General features: G+C 31.3%; 25 protein-coding genes and 1 pseudogene. 12 read left to right on the top strand and 14 right to left on the bottom strand.

Features of this window, described 5'->3' with window-relative positions:
* Window positions 1-1,949 (bottom strand): annotated as a pseudogene (locus FHG05_RS16935) (hypothetical protein); the annotation flags it as partial.
* A 168-nt stretch (window positions 1,950-2,117) separates the two neighbouring features.
* On the opposite strand from FHG05_RS16935, the gene folE reads away from it, so the two are divergent.
* The 4 genes from folE (at window position 2,118) to lgt (ending at window position 5,928) form a co-directional block, all read left to right on the top strand.
* Window positions 2,118-2,789 carry a GTP cyclohydrolase I FolE gene (gene folE / locus FHG05_RS16930; protein WP_140999292.1) on the top strand — a complete coding sequence of 224 codons (672 nt, stop codon included), beginning with the start codon at window positions 2,118-2,120 and terminating at the stop codon, window positions 2,787-2,789.
* A 223-nt stretch (window positions 2,790-3,012) separates the two neighbouring features.
* On the top strand, window positions 3,013-4,497 hold the full coding sequence (gene cysS / locus FHG05_RS16925; RefSeq protein WP_140999291.1) for a cysteine--tRNA ligase: 1,485 nt from the start codon (window positions 3,013-3,015) through the stop codon (window positions 4,495-4,497).
* Window positions 4,498-4,621: 124 nt separating this feature from the next.
* A complete protein-coding gene (yidD, locus tag FHG05_RS16920; RefSeq protein ID WP_140999290.1) occupies window positions 4,622-4,852 on the top strand; it encodes a membrane protein insertion efficiency factor YidD in 231 nt (76 codons plus the stop codon).
* A 128-nt stretch (window positions 4,853-4,980) separates the two neighbouring features.
* Window positions 4,981-5,928 carry a prolipoprotein diacylglyceryl transferase gene (lgt, locus tag FHG05_RS16915; RefSeq protein ID WP_140999289.1) on the top strand — a complete coding sequence of 316 codons (948 nt, stop codon included), beginning with the start codon at window positions 4,981-4,983 and terminating at the stop codon, window positions 5,926-5,928.
* A 282-nt stretch (window positions 5,929-6,210) separates the two neighbouring features.
* Here the strand turns inward: lgt and FHG05_RS16910 are convergent, their stop codons facing one another.
* The 5 genes from FHG05_RS16910 to FHG05_RS16890 form a co-directional block, all read right to left on the bottom strand.
* On the bottom strand, window positions 6,211-6,558 hold the full coding sequence (locus FHG05_RS16910) for a hypothetical protein (protein WP_140999288.1): 348 nt from the start codon (window positions 6,556-6,558) through the stop codon (window positions 6,211-6,213).
* A 149-nt stretch (window positions 6,559-6,707) separates the two neighbouring features.
* Window positions 6,708-7,322 carry a hypothetical protein gene (locus FHG05_RS16905; RefSeq protein ID WP_140999287.1) on the bottom strand — a complete coding sequence of 205 codons (615 nt, stop codon included), beginning with the start codon at window positions 7,320-7,322 and terminating at the stop codon, window positions 6,708-6,710.
* Between the two features lies 1 nt (window position 7,323).
* Window positions 7,324-7,527, bottom strand: a complete 204-nt coding sequence (locus FHG05_RS16900) for a hypothetical protein (RefSeq protein WP_140999286.1) — start codon at window positions 7,525-7,527, stop codon at window positions 7,324-7,326.
* A 247-nt stretch (window positions 7,528-7,774) separates the two neighbouring features.
* Entirely contained in the window at window positions 7,775-7,978 is a 204-nt protein-coding gene (locus FHG05_RS16895) for a hypothetical protein (protein WP_140999285.1), read from the bottom strand.
* A gap of 156 nt (window positions 7,979-8,134) precedes the next feature.
* On the bottom strand, window positions 8,135-9,160 hold the full coding sequence (locus tag FHG05_RS16890; protein WP_140999284.1) for a threonine aldolase family protein: 1,026 nt from the start codon (window positions 9,158-9,160) through the stop codon (window positions 8,135-8,137).
* 47 nt (window positions 9,161-9,207) lie between these two features.
* Here FHG05_RS16890 and prfB point away from each other — a divergent pair.
* Window positions 9,208-10,306 (top strand): peptide chain release factor 2 gene (gene prfB, locus FHG05_RS16885; protein WP_140999283.1). Its coding sequence is split into 2 segments (ribosomal slippage): window positions 9,208-9,270 and window positions 9,272-10,306, totalling 1,098 coding nucleotides; the frame shifts between segments, so codons are not numbered across the junction.
* A gap of 79 nt (window positions 10,307-10,385) precedes the next feature.
* On the opposite strand, the gene FHG05_RS16880 is transcribed toward prfB, so the two are convergent.
* The 4 genes from FHG05_RS16880 to FHG05_RS16865 all read right to left on the bottom strand — a co-directional run bounded on the left by FHG05_RS16880 (window position 10,386) and on the right by FHG05_RS16865 (window position 12,708).
* A complete protein-coding gene (locus tag FHG05_RS16880) occupies window positions 10,386-11,105 on the bottom strand; it encodes a DsbA family oxidoreductase (protein WP_235889689.1) in 720 nt (239 codons plus the stop codon).
* Between the two features lie 75 nt (window positions 11,106-11,180).
* Entirely contained in the window at window positions 11,181-11,546 is a 366-nt protein-coding gene (locus tag FHG05_RS16875; protein WP_140999282.1) for a hypothetical protein, read from the bottom strand.
* Window positions 11,547-11,550: 4 nt separating this feature from the next.
* Window positions 11,551-12,183 (bottom strand): hypothetical protein, encoded by a 633-nt coding sequence (locus FHG05_RS16870; protein ID WP_140999281.1) that lies wholly within the window; start codon window positions 12,181-12,183, stop codon window positions 11,551-11,553.
* A 3-nt stretch (window positions 12,184-12,186) separates the two neighbouring features.
* Window positions 12,187-12,708: a GNAT family N-acetyltransferase gene (locus tag FHG05_RS16865; protein WP_140999280.1), complete on the bottom strand. Its 522-nt coding sequence runs from the start codon at window positions 12,706-12,708 to the stop codon at window positions 12,187-12,189.
* 335 nt (window positions 12,709-13,043) lie between these two features.
* On the opposite strand from FHG05_RS16865, the gene FHG05_RS16860 reads away from it, so the two are divergent.
* Window positions 13,044-13,454 carry a hypothetical protein gene (locus FHG05_RS16860; RefSeq protein ID WP_140999279.1) on the top strand — a complete coding sequence of 137 codons (411 nt, stop codon included), beginning with the start codon at window positions 13,044-13,046 and terminating at the stop codon, window positions 13,452-13,454.
* A gap of 63 nt (window positions 13,455-13,517) precedes the next feature.
* Here the strand turns inward: FHG05_RS16860 and FHG05_RS16855 are convergent, their stop codons facing one another.
* Both FHG05_RS16855 and FHG05_RS16850 read right to left on the bottom strand, forming a co-directional pair.
* Window positions 13,518-14,285, bottom strand: coding sequence for a carboxypeptidase-like regulatory domain-containing protein (locus tag FHG05_RS16855; protein WP_140999278.1), 768 nt, complete (start codon window positions 14,283-14,285; stop codon window positions 13,518-13,520).
* 6 nt (window positions 14,286-14,291) lie between these two features.
* Window positions 14,292-14,735: a hypothetical protein gene (locus FHG05_RS16850; RefSeq protein ID WP_140999277.1), complete on the bottom strand. Its 444-nt coding sequence runs from the start codon at window positions 14,733-14,735 to the stop codon at window positions 14,292-14,294.
* Between the two features lie 162 nt (window positions 14,736-14,897).
* On the opposite strand from FHG05_RS16850, the gene FHG05_RS16845 reads away from it, so the two are divergent.
* From FHG05_RS16845 to FHG05_RS16820, 6 genes are all read left to right on the top strand, one after another.
* Window positions 14,898-15,224 (top strand): hypothetical protein, encoded by a 327-nt coding sequence (locus FHG05_RS16845; protein ID WP_140999276.1) that lies wholly within the window; start codon window positions 14,898-14,900, stop codon window positions 15,222-15,224.
* 134 nt (window positions 15,225-15,358) lie between these two features.
* Window positions 15,359-17,002: an acyl-CoA carboxylase subunit beta gene (locus FHG05_RS16840; RefSeq protein WP_140999275.1), complete on the top strand. Its 1,644-nt coding sequence runs from the start codon at window positions 15,359-15,361 to the stop codon at window positions 17,000-17,002.
* Window positions 17,003-17,072: 70 nt separating this feature from the next.
* Window positions 17,073-17,978, top strand: coding sequence for a T9SS type A sorting domain-containing protein (locus FHG05_RS16835; RefSeq protein WP_140999274.1), 906 nt, complete (start codon window positions 17,073-17,075; stop codon window positions 17,976-17,978).
* A gap of 80 nt (window positions 17,979-18,058) precedes the next feature.
* Window positions 18,059-19,726, top strand: coding sequence for an RluA family pseudouridine synthase (locus FHG05_RS16830; RefSeq protein WP_140999273.1), 1,668 nt, complete (start codon window positions 18,059-18,061; stop codon window positions 19,724-19,726).
* A 3-nt stretch (window positions 19,727-19,729) separates the two neighbouring features.
* Window positions 19,730-20,254, top strand: a complete 525-nt coding sequence (locus tag FHG05_RS16825; protein ID WP_140999272.1) for a hypothetical protein — start codon at window positions 19,730-19,732, stop codon at window positions 20,252-20,254.
* Between the two features lie 12 nt (window positions 20,255-20,266).
* Window positions 20,267-21,895, top strand: coding sequence for a M1 family metallopeptidase (locus FHG05_RS16820; RefSeq protein ID WP_140999271.1), 1,629 nt, complete (start codon window positions 20,267-20,269; stop codon window positions 21,893-21,895).
* Window positions 21,896-21,908: 13 nt separating this feature from the next.
* Here the strand turns inward: FHG05_RS16820 and FHG05_RS16815 are convergent, their stop codons facing one another.
* Together FHG05_RS16815 and FHG05_RS16810 are read right to left on the bottom strand one after the other, a co-directional pair.
* The gene (locus tag FHG05_RS16815; RefSeq protein ID WP_140999270.1) at window positions 21,909-22,979 is read right to left on the bottom strand and encodes an AMP-binding protein; all 1,071 of its coding nucleotides are present in this window, start codon (window positions 22,977-22,979) and stop codon (window positions 21,909-21,911) included.
* Window positions 22,980-22,989: 10 nt separating this feature from the next.
* Window positions 22,990-23,880 carry a CPBP family intramembrane glutamic endopeptidase gene (locus FHG05_RS16810; RefSeq protein ID WP_140999269.1) on the bottom strand — a complete coding sequence of 297 codons (891 nt, stop codon included), beginning with the start codon at window positions 23,878-23,880 and terminating at the stop codon, window positions 22,990-22,992.
* Window positions 23,881-23,941 lie beyond the last annotated feature (61 nt).

The following is a 23,941-nucleotide window of genomic DNA, read 5'->3' as shown; positions in this document are numbered from 1 at the left end:
GTTTGAGTGGTTGTTCCACTATCTAATGAATAACTTACTGTTGCATTTGGTGTTCCTACAATAGTAAATATCGCATCTTCTCCTTCACAAATAGGACCATTTCCTGTTACACTTGTTAAAGTTGGAGCAGGACTAATAGTTATACTTCCCGATAGAATTAAATTACTACTACATCCAACGGTTTCTACATTATAGTTATAAGTTCCTGTAACGGTAGGCGTTCCAGATATAGTTACAACACCACCTGAGAAAACAGCAGAAACTCCAGTAGGTAATCCCGTTACATTAGCTCCTGTAGCCACACCTCCAACGGTATATTCAATAGGTGTTATAGCATCTGAAATACAAATTACTTGATTATCTGTGTTTACCGCTGAAGTTAAAACTAAACTACAATCACAGTTGATTATATCTAAATCAAAAGGAGGTGTATCATAAGCAGGACAAGTCGCTGTTGCGTCTAGGTGATAAACAATTGAATAAGAACCTTCGGTACTTAAACTAGGATTAATTTCACCAGTTGAAGTATCAATTGATAAGCCTGTAGCTGGCGTAACGATGTATTGACCTCCAGAAGGAGCTGTATTTGTAGGAGTATATAAATTACTGTCATTAGAACAATAATTCGGACTACTATAGGTTATATCTCCTGATGGGCTTGCTATAGCTAATAAATCAAAACTTCTTATAAAAACACAGCCTCCAATATAATCTTCTACAGCTACCCAAATTGTTTCCCCACCATTTGACTGATAGGTATTTAAAGTAGTCGGATCAATTGGAGAGATAAAATTTTGAGCATCACTCTGCGAATTATAATACGAATAACCATAATTACCAGACTGTGTTCCTCCTTCTATATAATTTCCTTGATCAATATCAAAAGTATATGGTGGTGGTCCTGAAGTACAAATTGTTATATCTTGTGGCTCTATTAAAGGAAAAATTTCTGGACCAATAGTAATGGTTTCAGAAATTCTTTTAATGGTAGCATCACATTCTGTATATGAAATTACAGCAGTGTAATCTGTATTTACAGTAGGACATACATTAATTGGGTTTTGCCCAACACTTCCTGGAATAAGTGTTCCATTTGCCAACCAAGAAATTTGAGAATTGATTACACCTCCATCTGGGACAAAACGCCATGCTTCATTTGTAGCAGTCCAAGTACCAGTATCTCTATTCGCAGGATGGCTATTTAAAGAACCATCTGAATTAATGATTCCTATTACACCTCTACCTCCATTCCAACCTAAACAAGGAGTTCTTCTCGCCACATAAACCTCTATTACATTTGAAGTTTCATAAATTACAATTTGACTCGTTTGTCTACCTACTCCATCATTACAAGAATACTGAGGCAATTCATTATAACTTACAATAAATTTTCTTGTAGGAGCCGTTCCAAAAATTCTATAGTTTACATTTTGAACAGCTGGATTTAATACAGGTGGTTGATTAATATTAGTATCTTGGTATACTCCACATATTGAACTTTTTATTGGAAAATTTGGATCTGTTATACTTTCATTATAACTCCATTCACAATAACCTCCAGGGTTTTCACTACCTCCAGGAACTATTCCACTAATATCAAATGTTATTAAACCATTTGAACCTACTAAAACTTGATTGTAATATTGCCCGTAAAAACAAAAATCAAAAGGTAAGGTAAAAGTAGAAGACCATCTATCATCTTGAGAACTATCGAAAACAAAAGAATCGGATAAAGGTGTAAAACTTGCAGGTGGTAGATATGGTATGGATTCTACTCTGTAAGTATTAGTAATCTCTGTCTCAAGGTAATCAGCCAATAAGTCAACACAATCTCCAGAATTACATACTGCAACTGGCGGAATGACGTCTACATAAGGGGTCGCTTGAGAAAAAACATTATTAAAAGTTAAAATTGTAATTAAAATAAAAAAGGGTAGTATTTTTTTCATTGTTATAGCAATTTATTTGGCGGTTTATTGTTGTTGTCACAAATTTAACAAAATATTAATTCTATGCTAATATTTTCCTTAATATTTAACAATCAAGTCTTTTTTTAATGATAATTGCTTTATCTTTGCACTTCTTAAAAATAGAGTATTATATAAATTACTATACTAATGATTCATAACGAGGAATTCCAAGAAGAAATTGGAAATAATCATATCGCTACTAGCGCAGTTACCCCATTAAGAAAAGATGCTTTTGATATTTCTGACGATGAAAAAATTGAAAGAATAAAAAAAGATGTAGAGAGTATTTTAACGACATTAGGAATGGATTTAACTGACGACAGTTTAAAAGGAACTCCTAACAGAGTGGCTAAAATGTTTGTTAAAGAAATTTTTGGCGGTTTACATCCGAACAAAAAGCCTAGTTCTTCAACTTTTGAAAATAAATACAAATACAACGAAATGTTAGTTGAAAAAAACATTGTTGTATATTCTACTTGCGAACACCATTTATTGCCAATTGTAGGAAGAGCTCATGTAGCTTATATTTCAAATGGTACTGTTGTAGGTTTATCTAAAATGAACCGAATTGTAGATTACTTTGCTAAAAGACCTCAAGTTCAAGAACGTTTGAACATTCAAATTGTGGAAGAATTACAAAAAGTTTTAGGTACGGAAGATGTTGCCTGTGTAATCGATGCAAAACACTTATGTGTAAATTCTAGAGGAATTAGAGATATTGAAAGTAGCACAGTAACAGCTGAATTTGGAGGAAAATTTAAAGAAGAAAAAACTAGAAGAGAGTTTTTAGATTATATTAAACTAGACACTCAATTTTAATCTTCTTTTCTAAAAACACAAATAAACAAACAAACGCATTTTAAAATAGCCCTGATAGCAATGAAAATATTTTTGCAACATGAATTCTTATTTTTATTCGAATAAAAAAGCGACTATAGAAGCTCTTTTTATGAGGAATAAAAAAGAATATATGGCAAAAAATTGAAATGCATAGCAGGAATAGCTTCAAAAAAAAACAAATTATATAAAGGAATACAAAAACATGGAACGTTATAAAAGTCAAACATTAAAAATATACAATACCTTAACTGGAGAGAAAGAAGTTTTTACACCTATACATGAAGGAAATATTGGAATGTATGTTTGTGGACCAACGGTTTACAGTAATGTGCACTTAGGTAATGTGCGAACTTTTATGAGTTTTGATGTAATTTTCAGGTATTTACAACACTTAGATTACAAAGTGCGTTATGTTAGAAATATTACCGATGCGGGTCATTTAACCGACGATGGTGATGTGGATAATGATCGTTTTGTGAAGCAATCTCGTTTAGAGAAGTTGGAACCCATGGAAATTGTACAAAAATATACCGTTGATTTTCATAAAGTTTTAGACACTTTCAACTTCTTACCTCCTACTATTGAACCAACTGCTACTGGACATATACTAGAGCAAATAGAATTGACTCAAAAATTAATTGAAGAAGGTTTGGCATATGAAAGTAATGGTTCTGTGTATTTTGATGTTCAAGCATACAATAAAAAAGGTCTAAATTATGGGGAATTAAGTAACCGTAACATCGACGAACTTTTTGCCAATACGCGTGATTTAGATGGACAAACAGAAAAGAAAAATCCGCAAGATTTCGCTTTGTGGAAAAAGGCTTCACCTGCCCATATTATGCGTTGGAATTCTCCATGGGGAGCAGGTTTTCCAGGCTGGCATTTAGAGTGTACAGCAATGAGTACTAAATATTTAGGCGAGACTTTTGATATACACGGTGGTGGAATGGATTTAAAATTCCCACATCATGAATGTGAAGTCGCTCAAGCGAAAGGTTGTTTTGGCCATGCTCCTGTAAAAACATGGATGCATACAAATATGCTAACGATGAACGGTCTTCGTATGAGTAAATCAACTGGTAATTATGTGTTACCAATGGATTTAGTAGAAGGAAATAATACGTTTTTTGAAAAGAAATTTGAACCGAATATTATTCGTTTTTGTTTCTTGCAAGCACATTATAGAAGCGTTTTAGATATTTCTAACGAAGCCATGTTAGCCAGCGAAAAAGGGTATAATCGTTTGATTGAAGCCTATAAATTAATCCAATCTTTACCGGTTAGTGCGTCATCCAGTTTAGCTATTGCCAGCTGGAAACAAAGTTGTTATGATGCTATGAATGATGATTTTAACACCCCTGTCTTAATTGCACAATTATTTGAAGGAATCCGTTATATTAATTTGGTAAATGATAAAAAAGAAACACTAAGCAGCGAAGACATTACTACGTTACAAGAAACCTTACACGTATTTTTATCCGATATTTTAGGAATAAACCTAGAAGGTTCAGGCAATAACTCGAATATTACTAAACTAGAAGGTGTTATTGAAATGCTTATTGAAATGAGAAACGAAGCAAGAGCTAATAAAAACTGGGCCTTATCTGATGAAATTAGAGACCGTTTAGCCGGATTAGGTATTCAGCTGAAAGATGGTAAAGAAGGAACCGGGTTTACTATTTAGTTGTCTGTTTTTTGTTGTAGGTTGTATATAGTATGTTTTTATATTTACTCTTAAACAACCTTAAACTATTTTAAACAACCTTAAACCATTTTAAACTTTATTAAACATTCTTAAACGCAACACAATTAAATTACTAAAAAAAATACTCATTTTTCCATTTGTCTTCTTGGTTAGGTTTTACCAAGTAGCCATTTCTCCTTACACACCAGCTGCATGTAGATTTCAACCCACTTGTTCGCATTATACGGTAGAAGCTTTACAAAAACATGGCTTATTTAAAGGCGGTTGGCTTGCTACAAAACGTATTTTAAGCTGTCATCCTTGGGGAAAAAGTGGTTATGATCCCGTTCCCTAAGATTTTTGAAAACTCAAGAGTTCTGTAAGAAATGGTTTATAGTAGTTTATGAGAATTTTATTTTATTTTAACTTCTATTACCAATAATAATCTTATTTTTACCTCACAAAACAAATAAATTTTCTCTTATGAATTACGCATTAAATATCGTTTGGAATCCATCAGAAGGTATCGATTTAGGATTTTTTATGGTTCGATATTACAGTTTAATGTTTGTAGTTGCTTTTGGCTTAGGTTGGTATATCATGAAAAATATTTACAACCGTGAAGGCATTTCTATTGAAAAACTAGACAAACTTTTTATTTATACGGTTGTTGCTACTCTTTTAGGAGCACGATTAGGACATGTTATTTTTTACCAATCGGAATTGTTTCATGAAGATCCTTTAAGTATCTTGTTACCCATAAGTACCAAACCCAGTTTACACTTTACAGGTTTTGCAGGATTAGCGAGTCATGGTGCTGCTATAGCAATTATTATTGTGATGTTTTATTACAGTACAAAAGTAGTCCACAAACCGATGCTTTGGATTTTAGATCGTATTGTTATTCCTGTAGCAAGTGGTGCAATTTTTGTACGTTTAGGTAATTTCTTTAATTCTGAAATTATTGGAAAACCAACAACGGAAGATAGTTTTATGGCTATGAAATTCATTCGTGGAGAAGAATATAATGGTCCTTTAGGAGAAAGAGCGGTTATGGCTAAAACACAAATAAACAATGCTAACGAAGCGTATAATGCACTGGCACATGACCCTCAATATGCTGATTTTTTAGCGAGTTTTCCTTATCGTTATCCAGCACAATTGTATGAAGCAATGGGTTATGTACTTGTGTTTGCTATTTTATTTTATATGTATTGGAAAACCGATGCCAGAAACAAAGCAGGGTTGCTTTTTGGAACCTTTTTATTACTCTTATGGACGGTTCGCTTTTTTGTTGAATATGTAAAAGAAAGTCAAGGTGGTTTTGAAAACTATCCTATTTTTGCAGCATTATCTACAGGACAATGGTTGAGTATTCCTTTTATTATTGCAGGATTGTATTTTATGTTTAGACCTAAGAAAATGGTTTAGTTAATTTACTCAATTTATATACAAATAACCCACTTCATCTCAAAGTGGGTTATTTTTTTATGATATACTAAAAGAGGTTAAAACTTGGATGATACAAACCAGCGTAAAGTGGTGTTTTATTAATTTAGTTCAAATATTTTCAGCATTTTCTACGGATCAATGTTAGAGCATTCCTTTTACATTAGCAGGAATATATTTAATGTTTAGACCCAAGAAAACTGTATAAAAAATTAAAATAATATTGTATATCCATAAAAGCTAAATTTTCTCATACCAACCACTTTATAAAACTCTTTCCCATTTTCTTTTGTAGATACTAAAATCTGAATACCAAAATATAGGATCTGAGCAAAAACCTATTAATTCTTCGGTTATACCCGAAAATCTTCTTTCAAATAAAATATCAGCATCATCTGAAAATTCTGTAATTCTACTATAGTGAGTATTTACAAAATTGCTAATATCATCTCTTTTCAATCCTTGATTTCTTAAATAATTTAAATCTTCAAATAACTTAAATACAAATTTTTTATAATCAATAAATGACATTTTTGAAATAACTGGATAGGTCAAATTATTCGTTATAAAATTTTGGAAATCTATTGCCGATTGGATGGTGCTATTTTCCATATTATTAAAAGGTAAAATTTAAAATAACTTAATTGTAAATATTTAATTGATTCGATTGAAATAAAACCATTCAGTCTTAAAATAAATATAACAACTATAAATTATAATTAACAAAATTATATTTTACTAAATTTATTCGGAAGAATACATTAACTTTTAAATTCTTGAAATAAACATATTTTTATTCTTCCATCTTCAGAATAGGGATATATTGCCGCTGAATTTGGAAAAAAATAATTAAATACATCACAATCTATTGAAAATATATACACATCTACATCTTTTAAATTAAATTGCCTAATATTTTTTGAAATATCTATACACTTACTTTTTAAAATATAGTATTGAGCTTCTAAATTTATTTTAACATCTGCTTTTTGATTATATTGTTCCAAAAAGAATTCATATCCTTCATTATCAATAACATAAGCTTGATCCTCATTTAAATAATAAACACTCATATAATCTTTATAATTTAAAAAAGTATATTCTGGAATTGATTCACTGTATAAAGTAATGGATCTATTACATGTTTGGGCGAATCCAGGACACCTTTTTTGATATAAATTATAAAATTGTAATACATCAAAATGAATTTTATCTTCAAACTTAATATTAATATCTTTTAAATCATATGTAGAAGTAATTTCATTTACATACTTTTTAACTGGATACATATTATTATACATATCTGATCTAAAATAAAGTTCTCTATTACATGCTGTAAAAAGAAACAAAACTAGTACTATACAAATTTTCCTCATTTTAGTTTTTTGATTTTTTATAGGTAAAATCTAAAAAATCAAACTGATTACAATAAACAACACTATCACTATTTTTCTTATAACTTTCAAAATTTGATAATTGCTTTTGATTCGTTTCTATATAGCTAAGCAATTCTTTTAAATCTCCTTGCGAATACAACAAAGTAGAAATAAAAAAAAGAATAATTGTGTTTACTACTTTCATTTTATAAAATCTATTAGATTTTGATTACTTTTTATTATCAAGTTGAAATATACAATATTTTGAAATATCTAAAACATCTAATGACACATGAATGCTTTTCTTAGGATTAATTTTACTCTTTAAAATTATTGAATTTATAATAACAAAGAGCCACAACTATTGAGTTGTGGCTCTTCGCTTTTGAACCTAATTATAACGCATTTATAAATTAAGTAATACCATTAATAGTGTAAATTGTGAACAAAAATTACGCGGCTTCAGTAACTAATTCTAAACTTGGCCTAAGTTGAGGGTGTTGAGCAGTAAAATAAACTAACCAATTTCGTAAATGTTCCACTTCATAAGGCAATAATTTTTTAATTGCCTTTTTAAGTTCTTTCATGAAAAGATCTAGATCAAAACTTACTTTTTCAAGTACACTTTTTGTGTAATCATATATCATTCTAGGCATAATTTAGTAGGTTAAAATTAATATTAGATTGAAACTCATTATAAAAGTAATTCAAAAAAATGAAATCACCATGGAAAAAGTGTTAAAATTACCGTTGAAATGACATTTTTTATCGATAAAATGCATTTTGTAAGAAGATTCCTTTTGAAACCGTCGTTAAAATTCCATCCTACTTAACACATCTATAACAAAGTCATGCATAACGCCTCTGTAATCCATATGGGTAACCATTCTCAATTTTCCTTGACCCATTGAAGATATTAAAATACTTTTTTGTTTTAGCATTTCTAAGAAAACTTTTTCATCTACTTTAGACTGTAAAGTAAAAATCACAATATTGGTTTCCACAGGTGCTACTTCTTTAATCCACGATTTAGAAGCTAAAACCTGACCTAATTCTCTAGCTCTCTGATGGTCTTGTGCCAAACGAGAAATGTTATTTTCCATAGCATATAAACCTGCAGCTGCCAAATATCCAGCCTGACGCATATTTCCACCAAATAACTTACGAATGCGTATCGCCTTTTTTATATCTTCAGAAGACCCCACTAAAACCGAACCAACAGGTGCACCAAGGCCTTTGGACAAACAAACTGAAATGGTATCAAATAATTGACCAAAATCGGTAGGTTTTTGATTTTTGGCAACCAATGCATTCCACAATCTTGCACCATCCAAATGGTATTTTAATCCGTGTTCCTTACAAACTTGTCGTATTTTTTGTAATTCATCCAATTCGTAACAAGCGCCACCACCTTTATTTGTTGTGTTTTCTATACTCACTAATTGTGTAGTAGGTGCATGATAAAATTCTGGATCATTTATAACTTGTCGCACTTGATCTGCGGTTATTTTACCTCGATTACCATCTACTAAATGACAAGAAACACCACTGTTTGCAGCAACGCCTCCTCCTTCATATAAAAAAATGTGTGACCATTTATCACAAATAACCTCATCTGCTGGTCGTGTATGTAATCGAATAGCTGTTTGATTGGCCATGGTTCCACTAGGAAAAAACAAGGCTGCTTCTTTACCAAAAAGTTGTGCGGTATAACGCTCTAATTCGTTGACTGTTGGGTCTTGTTTAAAAACATCATCACCCACTTCAGCTTGAAACATAGCTTCCAACATCCCTTGCGTGGGTTTGGTTACTGTATCACTAATTAAATTTATTTCCATAAATCAAAAGGAATATTCTATTTTTGTGTTGTAAAACTACAATATTTATGATAAATACAGAACAAGTAAGAGACATTATTGATCGCCTTGGTGCGTTAAGGAGGTATCTTTGACATCGATAGAAAACTTATCGAAATAACAAACGAAGAAGAAAAGACATTTGCTCCTGATTTTTGGAACAATGCCAAAGAAGCTGAAATTGTAGTGCGTGATATTCGTTCCAAAAAGAAATGGGTCGACGATTACAATAAAGCAGTCGAATTTTCTGAAGAACTTCAAATTATGTTAGACTTCTTTAAAGAAGGAGAAGTAACCGAACAAGAAGTAGAAGAATTGTACGACAGAACCATAACTCATATTGAAGATATTGAGTTTAGAAATATGCTTTCAGACGAAGGAGACAGCATGAGTGCCGTTTTGCAAATTACGGCTGGTGCGGGTGGCACAGAAAGTTGTGATTGGGCCTCTATGTTAATGCGTATGTATTTAATGTGGGGCGAAAAGCAAGGGTATAAAATTAAAGAATTGAACTTTCAAGAAGGTGATGTGGCCGGAATTAAAACGGTTACCTTAGAATTTGAAGGAGAATTTGCTTTTGGCTATCTAAAAGGTGAAAACGGAGTGCATCGTTTAGTGCGCATATCTCCTTTTGACAGTAATGCGAAAAGACACACTTCTTTTGCTTCTGTTTATGTGTATCCATTGGTAGATGACACTATTGAAATTGAAATTAACCCTGCAGATATCGAAATCACAACAGCTCGTTCAAGTGGTGCGGGTGGACAAAATGTGAATAAAGTGGAGACCAAAGTACAATTGGTTCACAAACCTACAGGTATTCAGATTCAATGTTCTGAAACACGTTCACAACACGATAACCGTCAACGTGCGTTGCAAATGTTAAAGTCACAGTTGTATGAAATTGAATTGAAAAAACAATTAGCACAACGGGCCGACATCGAAGCTAGTAAAATGAAAATTGAATGGGGTTCACAAATTAGAAACTATGTGATGCAACCTTATAAATTAGTAAAAGATGTGCGTACCGGTGTTGAAACCAGCGATGTTGATGCGGTAATGAATGGAGAAATTGATAAATTCTTAAAAGGTTATCTCATGATGATGGGACAAAAAGAAGAAGAATAAATCGTTTAAAAGAAAAAAAATCCAAATTTCGCTTTAAAATGAAATTTGGATTTTTTAAATTAACCAATTAAACTATTTTTCAATCACAACCGTCAGTACCACAACTTGCATCTTTGGAATTTGTATCCAAAATGAATTCTTTTTCAAAATTACCTTCCTCCCACGTCTTTTCAAGAGCTTGCAAAAAAGTTTCTTCTGCTTGCGCTCCAGAAATAGCATATTTATTATCAAACACAAAAAAAGGTACGCCTTGTATTCCTATTTGTTGTGCCATGTCGATATCCTTTTCTACAGCTTCAGAAAAAGCATCCGAATGAAGCACATTTTCGATTGCATCTTTCGAAAGTCCAACAGCTTCACCCAATTCGCTTAATGTATCCAAATCATTTACATTTTTACCATCTGTAAAATAAGCTTTTAATAATTGTTCTTTTAAAGCATCTCCTAGATTGTATTTTTTTGCCAAATGCAATAACCGATGCGCATTAAAAGAATTGGCCATAATGGCTTTATCAAAGTTAAAATCCAATCCTGCACTTTTAGCTGTTTGTGTTACATTTGCAGTCATTTCTTCAGCCCAAGCGATATCTTTCCTATATTTTTTGGCTAAATGATTGACCACATTATCGTCTTCTGAAGCTTTAAAATTGGGATCTAATTGAAAACTTTTCCATTCAATACTTACGCTATCTTTATAGGGAAAATTAGCCAAAGCGCTTTCTATTCTTCTTTTACCGATATAACAAAAAGGACACATTATATCAGACCAAATTTGTATTTTCATTGTATTATTCATCATTCTAAATAGTTGTATATACAAATTTACAACAACCTTCTTTTTTATAAAAAGGGTTTAAGAGAACCTTAACGTTGACTATAAAAAATTCATTATTTTGAAATAAATATAGTAAAGGAAAGGATAGCTGAACGTAACAAAAGCATAAGCAAGTGTACCAATAACATAGAAGAAATTTCTAAATTGATACACATTATATTTTGATTTAAAATAATATTGATTTGCTATTTCTAAAAGAATGCCAAGAGAAAATAGAATATTCGCCATAATCCCCCACAAAAGTATACCTATACAATCACACCAACCAAAACAAGATGGTTGAATTATGATTAAAGCAAGTATTCCAAAGAAGCCAATAATTATATTAAATACAATTCTCTTCTTTTCCCACCAAGAAATTGTTTCATTTAATCTATTATTATCCAATTGTTGCATTTGCTTCATAATATTAAAAATAGAAACCTAGTTTCGCAAGTCGGTTTTTAAAATATTCCGATTTAAATTGTAAAGAAGAATGATATTCATAAACATAAACTTGATTCATTACAAGATCTATTTCAGTAATTACAGGTTTATTTTCTGTTGTATTTTCTAATAGAAACACAGTACTATTATTTTTCCAATATGCTTCTTCTACCCATTGTAAAGGTCCTCTAAAAGCAATTCTTTCAACACTTTTATCTTCAAGGTTTACTAAATCTATCTCCTGATCAATCTCTGTTATTATATTATTTTCATCTAAAGCCCAATTATAACTATCAAAATCAATGTATTTTGTTCTTGACTTGTCATATCTTAAAAAACGAGAATAAATTGTATCAAATTTTGGATCAAAACTCCCTAAAACTGTTCCTTTTATTTTATGCAACGTATCCTTTTTAATCAACTTAAATTTAGTGAAAGAAAAACTAGTATCAAGCGCTTTATAATAAGATAACCAATCGGCAACAAATTCATTTTCATTAGCAATACTGTCTGAAAATAACTTTTCCCCTCTAGTTGAAACAGTATGCTTTCTCTCATGATTGTGACAGGAAATTAGTAGCAAAAGAAACACTACATAACTTAGGATTTTTTTCATTATTTATACTTTTAAATCTAAAACTTTCTCATAAGCTCTTCGAGCACTTCCTCTAAAATACACTTCCCCACAATATACATAACCTAAGCGATCAAAAATAGCCATCATAGCATGGTTATCAAAGTTGGTATCGGCTTTTACACTATAAACCTTGTTCTGTAAAGCATAATCTTCAATATAACCTATCATTATTTTGGCCAAACCTTTACCTAAATAGTCTTCTGAAATGGCCACACGATGAAACACCACAAAATCTTCATCGGTAACCCACTTCCCTTCTATTCTAGCATATTCAGGTTCGTCATTAATTAAAACAGCTGTATAACCTATGATTTTTTGATTGTCGGTTAACACAAACCCGATTTCTTTTTCAATATCATTTTGGATAACCTCAGGATTGGGATAACCGTCCTGCCATTGCTTACTACCTTCTTCCTTTCTTCTTTGAATGGCTTTTTGAAGTATAATCCATATTTCAGGAATGTCACTGATTTGAGCTTTTCTAAATGTGTATTCGTTATGCATTTCTAGAACTATTAATTGGTATAGGTAAAGGAACTCCAAAGAGATTCGTTTCAAATATAATTTAAATTCAAATGAGAATCTGTGGTTTCCATTAATTTCTAAAACTAACGTGCTGCATTTTTTTTAAATTAATAATAAATTAACCAAAATAAAACATTTTACACAACATAAAACACATATCGCTACTGTATCGATACACTTACAATTTGTAGACTATTATATTGCTAATTTAAAAAGCAAAAAACTTCTTATAGTACTAAAAATCAATTGTTTTATTTCAATTAAATGGATTAATTTTGCACTCCGAAAAAAAGGATATTAACCCCTATTAACCCATGAAAAAAAATTACGTGCTATTGTTAACGATGCTTTTACTAAGCATTACTATGTATTCACAAGATATCGATTTTAAAAAAGGTAAAGTATTAGCCGATAAAAAAAGTGTGTTTGATTTTGACAAAAGAAAAATGGGAAGTGAATTGTCTCTTTTTAAACTAGACACTAAAACAGAATTGATTTATATCGAAATTAACAACAACAATACCATCTCTTATCTAGATGATGATTTTGTAAAAATAGTGTTTCCAAAAAATGAGGTTACTATTGAATCTACCTTGTTGATTGACAAAAATTTTAAAGAGATTATCCAACTCTTATTTATGAATAATGTTGTAGATTATAATGGTACTATTAACCAAGAAAATCTATTTCTTTTTAAACAAAGACAAAATAATAGAAAGATTTAATTTTTCTCTACAATTATAGCATAAAAGCACTTTACTTATATTTAAAGTAAAGTGCTTTTTTTATTATTTCTTTCGAAAAACATTTCTTATTTTATACCACACTCTTTTATGAAGGGGTGCTTTTACTCCATAAATAGAAAAAACAGATAATTCAACTGTTTCTGTAAATTGTACATTGACTTTTAGGTCTTTTATTTCTTCAAAATAAGTTTTATCTTGAGACCATAAAATTTGTTTATAACCCAAATATCCAAATACTAGATTAACTTTTTCAAGTGATTCAATTACATCCGTTAAATTTAATTTATAAAAACCATTCTCATCAGAATTTGCTCCTATATCAGTACCTTTAACTATGACATAAGCTCCTGGAAGTACTAGTCCTTTTTCATCAGTAATAGTACCTGATATAATTATCATTTCTTTAACTATCGAACTATCCTGATCTTGCTTTTTTACTGTTATGTTAGGGTTTATACTTAGCTTCTTATCGGTTTGTTCAACCTTTACTTCATCGCTTTTTTCTTGTCCTAAAGTATTCCAACTTAAAAAACTAAATAGTCCTATATAAAAGACATTCCAACGCGTTCCTTTTCTCCCTTTATTAGCTGATGAAGCAAATTCCAACTGTTCCTTATGATATAAACCACAAACTTTATCTTCAGAGAATATATGGGCTTGTGCAATTTCAGCGTCTGTACTTTTTCTAAAATCAATAATAGTATGGTTACATTGCAAGCATAATCTTCCTTTTTCATTTTCAGGCATGTCTTCCCAATACTGATGGCATTTTTTTATTTTAGAAAGGTTTATTTTGGTAATGGTATTCATATCTTCTTATTTAGTACACTTTGTAAATGTAAATGTATCTTTTCCGTTTGATAAAACAATTTTTAAAGATGCATTCTTCTTATAAAAATCATAAAATTCTTTTTCAGCATGACAACCATGTTGAGCAAAATAAGGTGTCATCCATGTTAAACTATAGCCATTTTCTCCCCATTTTTCTAATTCAAATTGAGCACTAGCTGTAAAGACTCTATCACTAAAAATTACCTCTATAGAGTTAAAACTATCAAAATCTAAACTTAATTGTTCATAATTAGATATCATTTTAAAAACTACTACATCTACACCAGGATCTTTACAAATATATTTAATTCGCATATCTGCAATGCAATTATCAATTTTAGATTCTTTACAACTAAATAATATAAGTTCAATAAACAGAAGTAGACAAACTATTATTACAAATTTTTCAAATTTATTTTTAAAAAGCATTTTAATTGTTTTTACTTACTAAAGGTAAATAATTATTTACTTTTAGTAAGCTTTTATATACTTATATTTAAAAATTAGTTACTTAAAGTATTTATTTAATTACTTTAAGTATATTTTTTATTACCTTTAGTAATAAATTAGAGTATAAAAGTAAATAAATACATGAAAAAAGGTAAAAATAATATCGATACAGGTAAATTATTGAAGGATTTTATTTCAAAAAATAAGATCAATAAGTCGGCATTAGGGAAAGAAATCCATAGAGATGCAGTTTCTATCTTAAAATATACCCAAAACAGTAGTATTCAAACGGGTATTTTAATTGAATTATGCCATGCTTTACAACATAATTTTTTTCAGGATATAGCGAATCAATTACCCACAACTTTTACAGTTAAAGAACCTAAAAAAGATGAAATTGAAGCTTTAAAAGAAACCATAAAAGTATTGCAAATTCAAAACGACTTATTAATGAAGTTAAAAGCGTAAAAGAAATTATATTCAAAATAATAGGCTTCTTTAGATTTTCAAACTTTGACTTTCGACATTTGACTTTTGCCTTTCAACTTTTCTTTTCTTTTTGTACTTTAGCAAACCAATAAAAAAACAACAACTAGTCACTCATGGATTTACAGTTCAATAAAAACGAAGACCATAATAAATTACTCCTTTCCGATTTAAAACAACGCTTTGCTAAAGTAAAATTAGGCGGTGGCCAAAAACGTATCGATAAATTACATGAAGAAGGTAAAATGACCGCTCGTGAACGTATCGATTATTTATTAGATGATAAAGCAAAAAGCATCGAAATAGGTGCTTTTGTGGGTGATGGTATGTATGAAGAACATGGCGGATGTCCTTCTGGTGGTGTGGTAGTTAAAATGGGTTATATCCAAGGAAAACAATGTATCGTGGTGGCAAATGATGCTACTGTTAAAGCGGGTGCTTGGTTTCCTATTACAGGTAAAAAGAATTTAAGAGCGCAAGAAATTGCAATTGAAAATAGATTACCCATCATTTATTTAGTAGATTCTGCTGGTGTGTATTTACCCATGCAAGACGAAATCTTTCCAGATAAAGAACACTTCGGTCGTATTTTTCGTAATAACGCTATCATGAGCAGCATGGGAATTACCCAAATTGCAGCTGTAATGGGAAGTTGCGTGGCGGGTGGTGCGTATTTACCTATTATGAGTGATGAAGCTTTAATTGTAGATAAAACCGGTAGTATTTTCCTTGCGGGAAGTTACTTAGTAAAAGCAGCCATTGGCGAAAGCATAGACAATGAAACTTTAGGTGGTGCCACAACACACTGTGAAATTTCGGGAGTAACCGATTTTAAAGCCAAAGATGATGCAGCTGCTTTAGACCGCATTAAAAGTGTGGTAGGCAAAATGGGCGATTTTGAAAAAGCTGGATACAATCGGGTAAAACCTGAAAAACCAGCTCTTGATCCAAAAGAAATATATGGTATTTTACCAAAAGCACGTAACGAACAATACGACATGATGGAAATCATCAGTCGATTAGTGGATAATTCTGAGTTTGACGAATATAAAGCCGGTTACGGCCAAACCATCATTACCGGATATGCTCGTATCGATGGTTGGGCAGTAGGAATTGTGGCCAACCAACGTAAAATAGTAAAAACAACAGGTGCTAAAACGAAACCTAGCGAAATGCAGTTTGGTGGTGTAATCTATTCCGATTCTGCAGATAAAGCCACTCGTTTTATTGCCAATTGCAATCAAAAGAAAATTCCATTAGTCTTTTTACAAGATGTAACGGGTTTTATGGTGGGTAGTAAATCAGAACATGGAGGTATTATTAAAGATGGTGCCAAAATGGTAAATGCAGTTTCGAATTCGGTGGTACCCAAATTTACAGTGATAGTTGGTAATTCATATGGTGCTGGTAATTATGCCATGTGTGGAAAAGCCTATGATCCACGTTTAATTTTTGCATGGCCAAGTGCAGAATTAGCGGTAATGGGTGGTGCCCAAGCGGCCAAAGTTTTGATGCAAATTGAAGCGGCTTCGCTTAAAAAACAAGGCAAAATTGTAGATGAAAAAGTGGAACAGGAATTATTTGATAAAATAAAAGCGCGTTACGATGCTCAAGTATCGCCTTATTATGCAGCCGCGCGTTTATGGACCGATGCAATTATTGATCCTTTAGATACTCGTACCTGGATTTCAATGGGTATTGAAGCTGCCAACCACGCTCCTATTGAAAAACCATTTAATTTAGGAGTGATTCAGGTTTAATTATATTTAATAAAAATGTAATTGAATATATTTTGTAGAAAAATTTTTATTGATAACTAAAAATAACCTTATGAAAAAAAAATACTTTTTGTTTTTCTTGTTTACCAATTTATTTTGCTTTAGCCAAAGTTATGATGTAATAGCTATTCAAGATTTTGAAACTGCTCCTTCTTCACCTACTTGGAATTTTACTGGCCCTGTTGTGTACAATAGTGGTACATCAAGTTCTTCTGCTGCACCAGCAAATAGTCCAATTGGAATCAATAATTCCAGAGCTTGGGAAACAACTGCGGTTAGTGCTGGTCTAACTCTGGAATTCGAAAATATTACTCTTCCAAGTGGTTACGATAGCTTTTTATTCGAATTTAAATTAGCTGCTATGAATTTATTGGGAACAACAGGAGGACCAGATAATTTAGATTATATTCAAGTAGAATACAGTACCGATAATGGTCAAACTTATATCCAACGACTAAGAATTCGTGGTGCTACAAATAATAATTCATTTTGGGAATATTCTGCAACAGGAGTAGGAATAGTAGATTATCTTCCAGAAACTGAAGCCGAATTCTACCCTACTGACACTGGCTTAGCTACAACTGAAGGATATAGTACCAACGGAATTACATTTCCAGGAACAATTAGTCAATTAAAAATTAGAATAACAGCTCGATCTAGTAGTTCCTCAGACACATGGCTTATTGACAACGTAACATTAAAAGGAATTACAACGTTAAGTTCAAACGATTTTGAAACCAATGCTAAAACTTCAAGATTATTTCCAAATCCGACAAGTGGAATTTTAAATATTGATTCTGATTCTATCATAGAATATAGCGTTTACGACATATTAGGAAACACAATTATATCAGGCAATTCAAATACTATTGATTTATCTGACAAACCTAAAGGAATGTATTTTGTTACCATCCAATCGGATAACTCTAAAACAACTCATAAAATTATCAAACAATAATTTTATATATCAAAGTCTTTATTAATTCAATAAATAATAAAGACTTTGATATATAAAAATTTAGTCTTTACATTTGCGCCATGTTAAAGACATACTTTCAACCCTTTAAAACCGATATATCTGATATTCCTTTACCAGATAAATTTACCTTTCCTTTTTATTATGAACCGCATGAATTGAGTATTCTAGCCGCGAAAGAGCTACAAAAATACTTAACTTCTCAAACTGATTTTGAACATAATTTTGGATTACAAGAAAACCAAACAGGTTTAGTGATTGGAAAAATGTTTGGGGTTTTAGTTTGTCAAGATAAAGAAGAAAATTTAGGTTATTTATGGGCTTTTTCTGGAAAACTAGCCGAAAACAATCATCTCAACTATTTTGTTCCTCCTGTTTTTGATATGTTACAACAAGATGGTTTTTTCAAAAAAGAAGAAGAGGTTTTAAATGCTATCAATCAAGAAATTGAAAGTTTAAAAAAAGACAATAACTATCTTTTAACTAAGGAGCATTGGGCTACGACCCAAAAAAAAGCAACTGAGGATCTTCAAAATCAAAAAGAAAGAATCAAACAATTAAAAATTGCTAGAGATGTAAAGAGACAAAATTTCCCTACAAATGCTAGTCCAACTGAAATTGAAGCATTTGAGTACGAACTCTCTGAAGAAAGTAAAAAAGAAAGTATTCTGCTCAAAAAAATGACCAAATACTGGAATTATCAGTTAGAAAATGCTAAAAAGGAAATGCAAGTTTTTTCAGATAAAATTACGGAATTGAAAGAACTTCGTAAACAAAAATCGGGTGAATTACAACAGCAATTATTTAAGCAATATGCCTTTCTAAATCAAAACAAGAAACTGAAAAGTATTGGTGCAATATTCGATAATAATCCGCCAGCAGGTTCTGGTGAATGTGCAGCTCCAAAATTATTGCAATATGCTTTTGAAAATGATTTAACACCTATTGCTATGGCTGAATTTTGGTGGGGCCAATCTCCAAAATCGGAAGTACGAAAACACCAACAATTTTATCCTGCTTGTAGAAGCAAATGCGAACCCATATTGGAACACATGCTTGAAGGTGTTATTATGGATGACAACCCCTTTTTAGAAAATCCTGCGGAAGGAAAAGAGATAGAAATTGTTTTTGAAGATGAATATCTTGCCGTAATCAATAAACCTGCTGAGTTTCTTTCAGTTCCTGGCAAAAATGTAAAAGATTCGGTGTTCCAAAGAGTAAAAGAGTTATATCCAGAAGCTAGTGGCCCTTTAATTGTACATCGTTTAGATATGTCTACCTCTGGATTGCTTTTAATTGCGAAATCAGAAGCCATCTATAAAGAATTACAATCGCAATTTATCAAACGTACGGTTCAAAAAAGATATGTCGCACTTTTGGATGGTATGGTAGCTTCCGATGAAGGCTATATTGATTTGCCGCTACGCGTAGATTTAGACAACAGACCCAATCAATTGGTGTGTTATGAGTATGGAAAACCCGCACAAACCAAATACAAAGTGATCGAACGAAAAGAAGGAAAAACGCGCATCCACTTCTTCCCTATTTCAGGACGTACCCATCAATTACGAGTTCATGCTTCGCATATTTCAGGTTTAAATTGCCCAATCATAGGAGACGACTTATATGGCATAAAGGAAAAAAGGTTATATTTACATGCAGAAGAAATTACTTTTAATCACCCCATAACAAAACAAAACGTTACCGTTTTTAAGCCTGCTAATTTTTAAACAATGAATGAAAAAAAATTTGACACAGTTGATCTTTCGATAATAGATTTGGAATTAAAAATCGCACTTCATGCGAGTAAATATTTTGGATATTTTTTAATTTTTATAACTCTAGGAACATTTATTATTCCTATTGGATTTCTTAGCAGAACCGCAAGGAGAATGGGAGAATATAGTACATTATATCAATTACATGGTAAATTTGCTGTCTTTGTAGTTATTGCAATATATGTTTTGGTTATATTATCATTCTTAGGTTACTACAAAGTAATCCAACTACTTTTAGATCGAAAAAATAAAATAAAAACTATAAAAACTGTTAAGGTCTTAAATGTTATTGAATTAAGTGAAAAACAAAAAAATCAATGGAAGATTTTAAACAAAAATTATACACACCAACTCTATGTAAATTATCAAGATAAATTCTATTTTGATGGAAATACAAATCCAAATCTTCTAAATGCTAAGATGAAAGAAATTGAATTGGCAAAAAATTCTGAAGTAATTCTTAAAGAAAGATATTATTAATATTTTATAAAAATGAAAAAACTACTTATCATAAGCTTATTTATATTGGTGTACCAAAACACTACAGCACAAAACTTTACTCGTAGAGACTCTTTGCATGGAGGGCTCCGTTTTGAAAGAAATTGCTTTGATGTGCAACGCTATGATTTGAATATTAAAATTGACCCAGACGAAAAAAGTATTGTTGGCTATAACGACATTACTTTTAAGGTAGTGGAACCTACAAAAAAAATACAGTTGGATTTGTTTGATAATATGAAAGTGGATTCGATTGTATGGAATACTACAAAACTAACCTACAAAAGAGATTATGATGCCGTTTTTGTAAGTTTTCCAAATGAATTAGCAAAAAATACCACCGAAAAAGTACGTTTTTACTATTCTGGAAATCCTAAAATTGCAAAAAATGCACCTTGGGATGGCGGATTTGTATTTAAAAAAGACAGTAATGGTAAACCGTTTATTGCTGTTGCTGTTCAAGGCACTGGCGCTAGTTTATGGTATCCTGTAAAAGACTCTCAAACCGACGAACCCGATCATGGTGCTTCTATTAAAGTAGCGGTTCCTAATGGTTTAATGAATGTATCTAATGGTCGTTTTATCAAAAAAGAAGCGGTAGGAGAAGCTTATACACGCTGGGATTGGGAAGTTAAAAACCCAATCAACAACTACACCATTACCGTTAATATTGCCGATTACATTCACATTCATGATGAAATAGAAAATTTAGACTTAGACTACTATGTTTTAAGAGAAAATAAAGACAAGGCTATCGCTCATTTTGATGCAGATGTAAAACCAATGATGGCTTGTTTTCAGGAAAAATTTGGACAATATCCCTTTTGGGAAGACGGTTATAAATTAGTAGAAACTCCTTATTTAGGTATGGAACACCAAAGTGCTGTCGCTTATGGTAATAAATACAAAAAAGGCTATTTAGGTATGGATTTATCTGGGACAGGTGAAGGTATGAATTTTGATTTTATTATTATTCATGAAACCGGACATGAATGGTTTGGAAATAGTGTTACTAGTAAAGATATTGCCGATATGTGGATTCATGAAGGTTTTACAACCTATAGTGAAACAGTTTTTATTGAGTGCCAAAAAGGCTATGATGCCGCTATGAGATACATCAACGGTCAATCTAAAAATGTACAAAATGACAAACCTATTATTGGTCAATTTGGAGTTAATAACGAAGGGAGTAGTGATATGTATTACAAAGGTGCGTTACTATTAAACACCATACGACATGTGGTTAATGACGATAGTAAATGGTGGTCAATTCTATTAAAATATTCCAACACTTTTAAAAAGAAAATTATAGACACACAAACGGTTATCGATTTTTTCAACAAAGAAACTGGACTTGATTTAACGGCTGTGTTTCATCAATATTTAAAGTACACCACTATTCCAAGACTAGAAATTAAAAAACACAAAAAAAGCTTCCAATACAGATGGGTTACAGAAGTGCCTAATTTTACGATGCCAATCGATGTTGTAATCGGTGTAATCGGTGATAAAAAAGTGCGTTTAAATGCAACCAATGAATGGCAGAAGGCAACAACATTGGTAAAAGACACTAAAGACATTAAAGTACTTACCAATCATTTTTTTATTACCACTAATTTATAATCTAATTTAAAAATTATTGTTTTATTAGCTCCAATGTTTGTAATCGGTTGAGCTTACCCGTTTTGGTTACTACAAATTGGGAAACAAAATAAATTTCTTTTGGTTTTTCAAACTTATCCAAGGCTTCAAAAACAGAGAGAGGTACTTCTTTTGTTACTCCTTCAAGAACTAAAATTACTTTTTGACCTAATTTTTCATCTGGTAAGCTGGCAATAAAATAACGTTCCGAAATTACATCTTGCAATTTAATTTCAATTTGTTCGGGAAATAATTTAACACCGCCACTGTTAATAACACTATCAAAACGTCCTAACCAGATAAATTCATTTTCTGATAGGATTTCCACTATATCATTGGTAACAATTTTTTCGGAAATAATTTTAGGTGCTTCAATAACTAAACAATCACGCTCATCTTTTGAAATGATAATATTAGGTAAAGTTTTAAAAGCTTTTTCACCTACTTTTTTAGCAGCCACATGCGTTATAGTTTCGGTCATACCATAGGTCTCAAAAGCATTTATCTTTTTCTTATTAAGCTTTTCTACCAATGATTTAGAAACAGGAGCACCACCAATAATTATCTTTTTAATTTGTTTTAATTTATCTAACGAATTTTCAACTTGCAAAGGAACCATGGCTGCAAAGTCATATTTTTCTTCATTATACGCTAACGGATTTCCATCAACTGTAGTAATATCGAGAGATAAACCTAAAATAAGTGCTCGAACCAACATCATTTTGCCCGCAATATATTTGGCCGACAAACACAACAATGCTTTATTTCCTGGCTCCAATCCAAAAAAATCTCCTGTAGCCAATGCAGATTGTATCATAGCTCTCTTTTCCAATCGGATTACTTTTGGTATACCAGTAGTACCAGAAGTTTCTACTTCAATATACAAATCATCATCCAACCACTCTAATAAAAAGCTACCAATATGTTTTTCATATTCGTCCCCTTCTTTAATAAAACTATACGCTACACGACACATATCGTCATAATTCAAATGATAACCATTTAATTTGAATTGATTATGAACATTTTTATGAGTCAATTGGTCTAAAACTAAAGTGTGTTCCATACTATTATATTTAATTTAAATCTATCGTTCCTGTTAACTTTTGTTTCCAGTTTTTCCATTTGTAGATTTTAGAAAAAATAAAGAGTAGAATGGGGAATATTACAAAGATAGGGAGAATTATCTCAAAAGAACCTGATGGCTCTGAAACATCTTTTAAAATAGAATGCGTTTGAAAAGCAGTCCAGTCTGCCGTTACTAATAAAGCGCCTATCAAATTATTAGCTGCATGAAAACCTAAAGCGAGTTCCAAACCTTCATCCATGATAGTAAGAATGCCTAAAAACAAACCTGTTCCTATATAATACATCATAATAATAGGGCCAATTTTTACAACTTCAGGATTAGCCATGTGCATTAAACCAAATAAAATAGCAGGAAGTAAAAAAGAAAGCAATCTGCTTTTAGTAACCAATGCTAAACCTTGCATTAAATTACCTCTAAATAGATATTCTTCAAAACTAGTTTGCAACGGAATTAAAATGATTGCCAAACCAAGAAATAATAAAAACTTTTTAGGTTTAAAGTTTACTACAAAATTTTCTGGCTCTATTGCATAGGCAATATAAGTCATGACAATAGTGATGCTTGCCCAAAGAAAAAATGAAAAGAAAATACGTTTAAAATCTACTTTTTTTCTAGACGTTGTTAAGCTTGTAATCGATTGACGTTGAATAACCTTTACCCAAAACCATACTAAAAAAAGTCCAATTGACAAAGGAGCAATCATTAATACAAAAGCACCGTTTACTCCTACTTGCTGAATTAATTGATCAATTACTGCATTGGAATCAACACCCATACTAAAAACATAATTAACAATCATCAATAGCAAAAAAGCTACAGGTAAAACAAAATATAAAATAGGATTAGAAGTGAATTTTTTAACTTGTTCTAGATACATAATTTCTTTTAGGGTTAAAGTTACATATTTTGTTACAAACTATAATATCATTTTCTTTGTA

The organism is Flavobacterium profundi (genome assembly GCF_006491645.1).
Lineage (GTDB): Bacteria > Bacteroidota > Bacteroidia > Flavobacteriales > Flavobacteriaceae > Flavobacterium > Flavobacterium profundi.
Note: the sequence above shows the minus strand (reverse complement) of the source record. Positions and strands in the feature narration are given on the sequence as shown.

What these genes read in the sequence shown, in the direction of transcription:
- folE (WP_140999292.1), top strand. Translation starts at nt 2,118, where the DNA reads ATGATTCATAACGAGGAATTCCAAGAAGAAATTGGAAATAATCATATC.
- cysS (WP_140999291.1), top strand. Translation starts at nt 3,013, where the DNA reads ATGGAACGTTATAAAAGTCAAACATTAAAAATATACAATACCTTAACT.
- lgt (WP_140999289.1), top strand. Translation starts at nt 4,981, where the DNA reads ATGAATTACGCATTAAATATCGTTTGGAATCCATCAGAAGGTATCGAT.
- FHG05_RS16910 (WP_140999288.1), bottom strand. Translation starts at nt 6,558, where the DNA reads ATGGAAAATAGCACCATCCAATCGGCAATAGATTTCCAAAATTTTATA.
- FHG05_RS16905 (WP_140999287.1), bottom strand. Translation starts at nt 7,322, where the DNA reads ATGAGGAAAATTTGTATAGTACTAGTTTTGTTTCTTTTTACAGCATGT.
- FHG05_RS16900 (WP_140999286.1), bottom strand. Translation starts at nt 7,527, where the DNA reads ATGAAAGTAGTAAACACAATTATTCTTTTTTTTATTTCTACTTTGTTG.
- FHG05_RS16895 (WP_140999285.1), bottom strand. Translation starts at nt 7,978, where the DNA reads ATGCCTAGAATGATATATGATTACACAAAAAGTGTACTTGAAAAAGTA.
- FHG05_RS16890 (WP_140999284.1), bottom strand. Translation starts at nt 9,160, where the DNA reads ATGGAAATAAATTTAATTAGTGATACAGTAACCAAACCCACGCAAGGG.
- FHG05_RS16880 (WP_235889689.1), bottom strand. Translation starts at nt 11,105, where the DNA reads ATGATGAATAATACAATGAAAATACAAATTTGGTCTGATATAATGTGT.
- FHG05_RS16875 (WP_140999282.1), bottom strand. Translation starts at nt 11,546, where the DNA reads ATGAAGCAAATGCAACAATTGGATAATAATAGATTAAATGAAACAATT.
- FHG05_RS16870 (WP_140999281.1), bottom strand. Translation starts at nt 12,183, where the DNA reads ATGAAAAAAATCCTAAGTTATGTAGTGTTTCTTTTGCTACTAATTTCC.
- FHG05_RS16865 (WP_140999280.1), bottom strand. Translation starts at nt 12,708, where the DNA reads ATGCATAACGAATACACATTTAGAAAAGCTCAAATCAGTGACATTCCT.
- FHG05_RS16860 (WP_140999279.1), top strand. Translation starts at nt 13,044, where the DNA reads ATGAAAAAAAATTACGTGCTATTGTTAACGATGCTTTTACTAAGCATT.
- FHG05_RS16855 (WP_140999278.1), bottom strand. Translation starts at nt 14,285, where the DNA reads ATGAATACCATTACCAAAATAAACCTTTCTAAAATAAAAAAATGCCAT.
- FHG05_RS16850 (WP_140999277.1), bottom strand. Translation starts at nt 14,735, where the DNA reads ATGCTTTTTAAAAATAAATTTGAAAAATTTGTAATAATAGTTTGTCTA.
- FHG05_RS16845 (WP_140999276.1), top strand. Translation starts at nt 14,898, where the DNA reads ATGAAAAAAGGTAAAAATAATATCGATACAGGTAAATTATTGAAGGAT.
- FHG05_RS16840 (WP_140999275.1), top strand. Translation starts at nt 15,359, where the DNA reads ATGGATTTACAGTTCAATAAAAACGAAGACCATAATAAATTACTCCTT.
- FHG05_RS16835 (WP_140999274.1), top strand. Translation starts at nt 17,073, where the DNA reads ATGAAAAAAAAATACTTTTTGTTTTTCTTGTTTACCAATTTATTTTGC.
- FHG05_RS16830 (WP_140999273.1), top strand. Translation starts at nt 18,059, where the DNA reads ATGTTAAAGACATACTTTCAACCCTTTAAAACCGATATATCTGATATT.
- FHG05_RS16825 (WP_140999272.1), top strand. Translation starts at nt 19,730, where the DNA reads ATGAATGAAAAAAAATTTGACACAGTTGATCTTTCGATAATAGATTTG.
- FHG05_RS16820 (WP_140999271.1), top strand. Translation starts at nt 20,267, where the DNA reads ATGAAAAAACTACTTATCATAAGCTTATTTATATTGGTGTACCAAAAC.
- FHG05_RS16815 (WP_140999270.1), bottom strand. Translation starts at nt 22,979, where the DNA reads ATGGAACACACTTTAGTTTTAGACCAATTGACTCATAAAAATGTTCAT.
- FHG05_RS16810 (WP_140999269.1), bottom strand. Translation starts at nt 23,880, where the DNA reads ATGTATCTAGAACAAGTTAAAAAATTCACTTCTAATCCTATTTTATAT.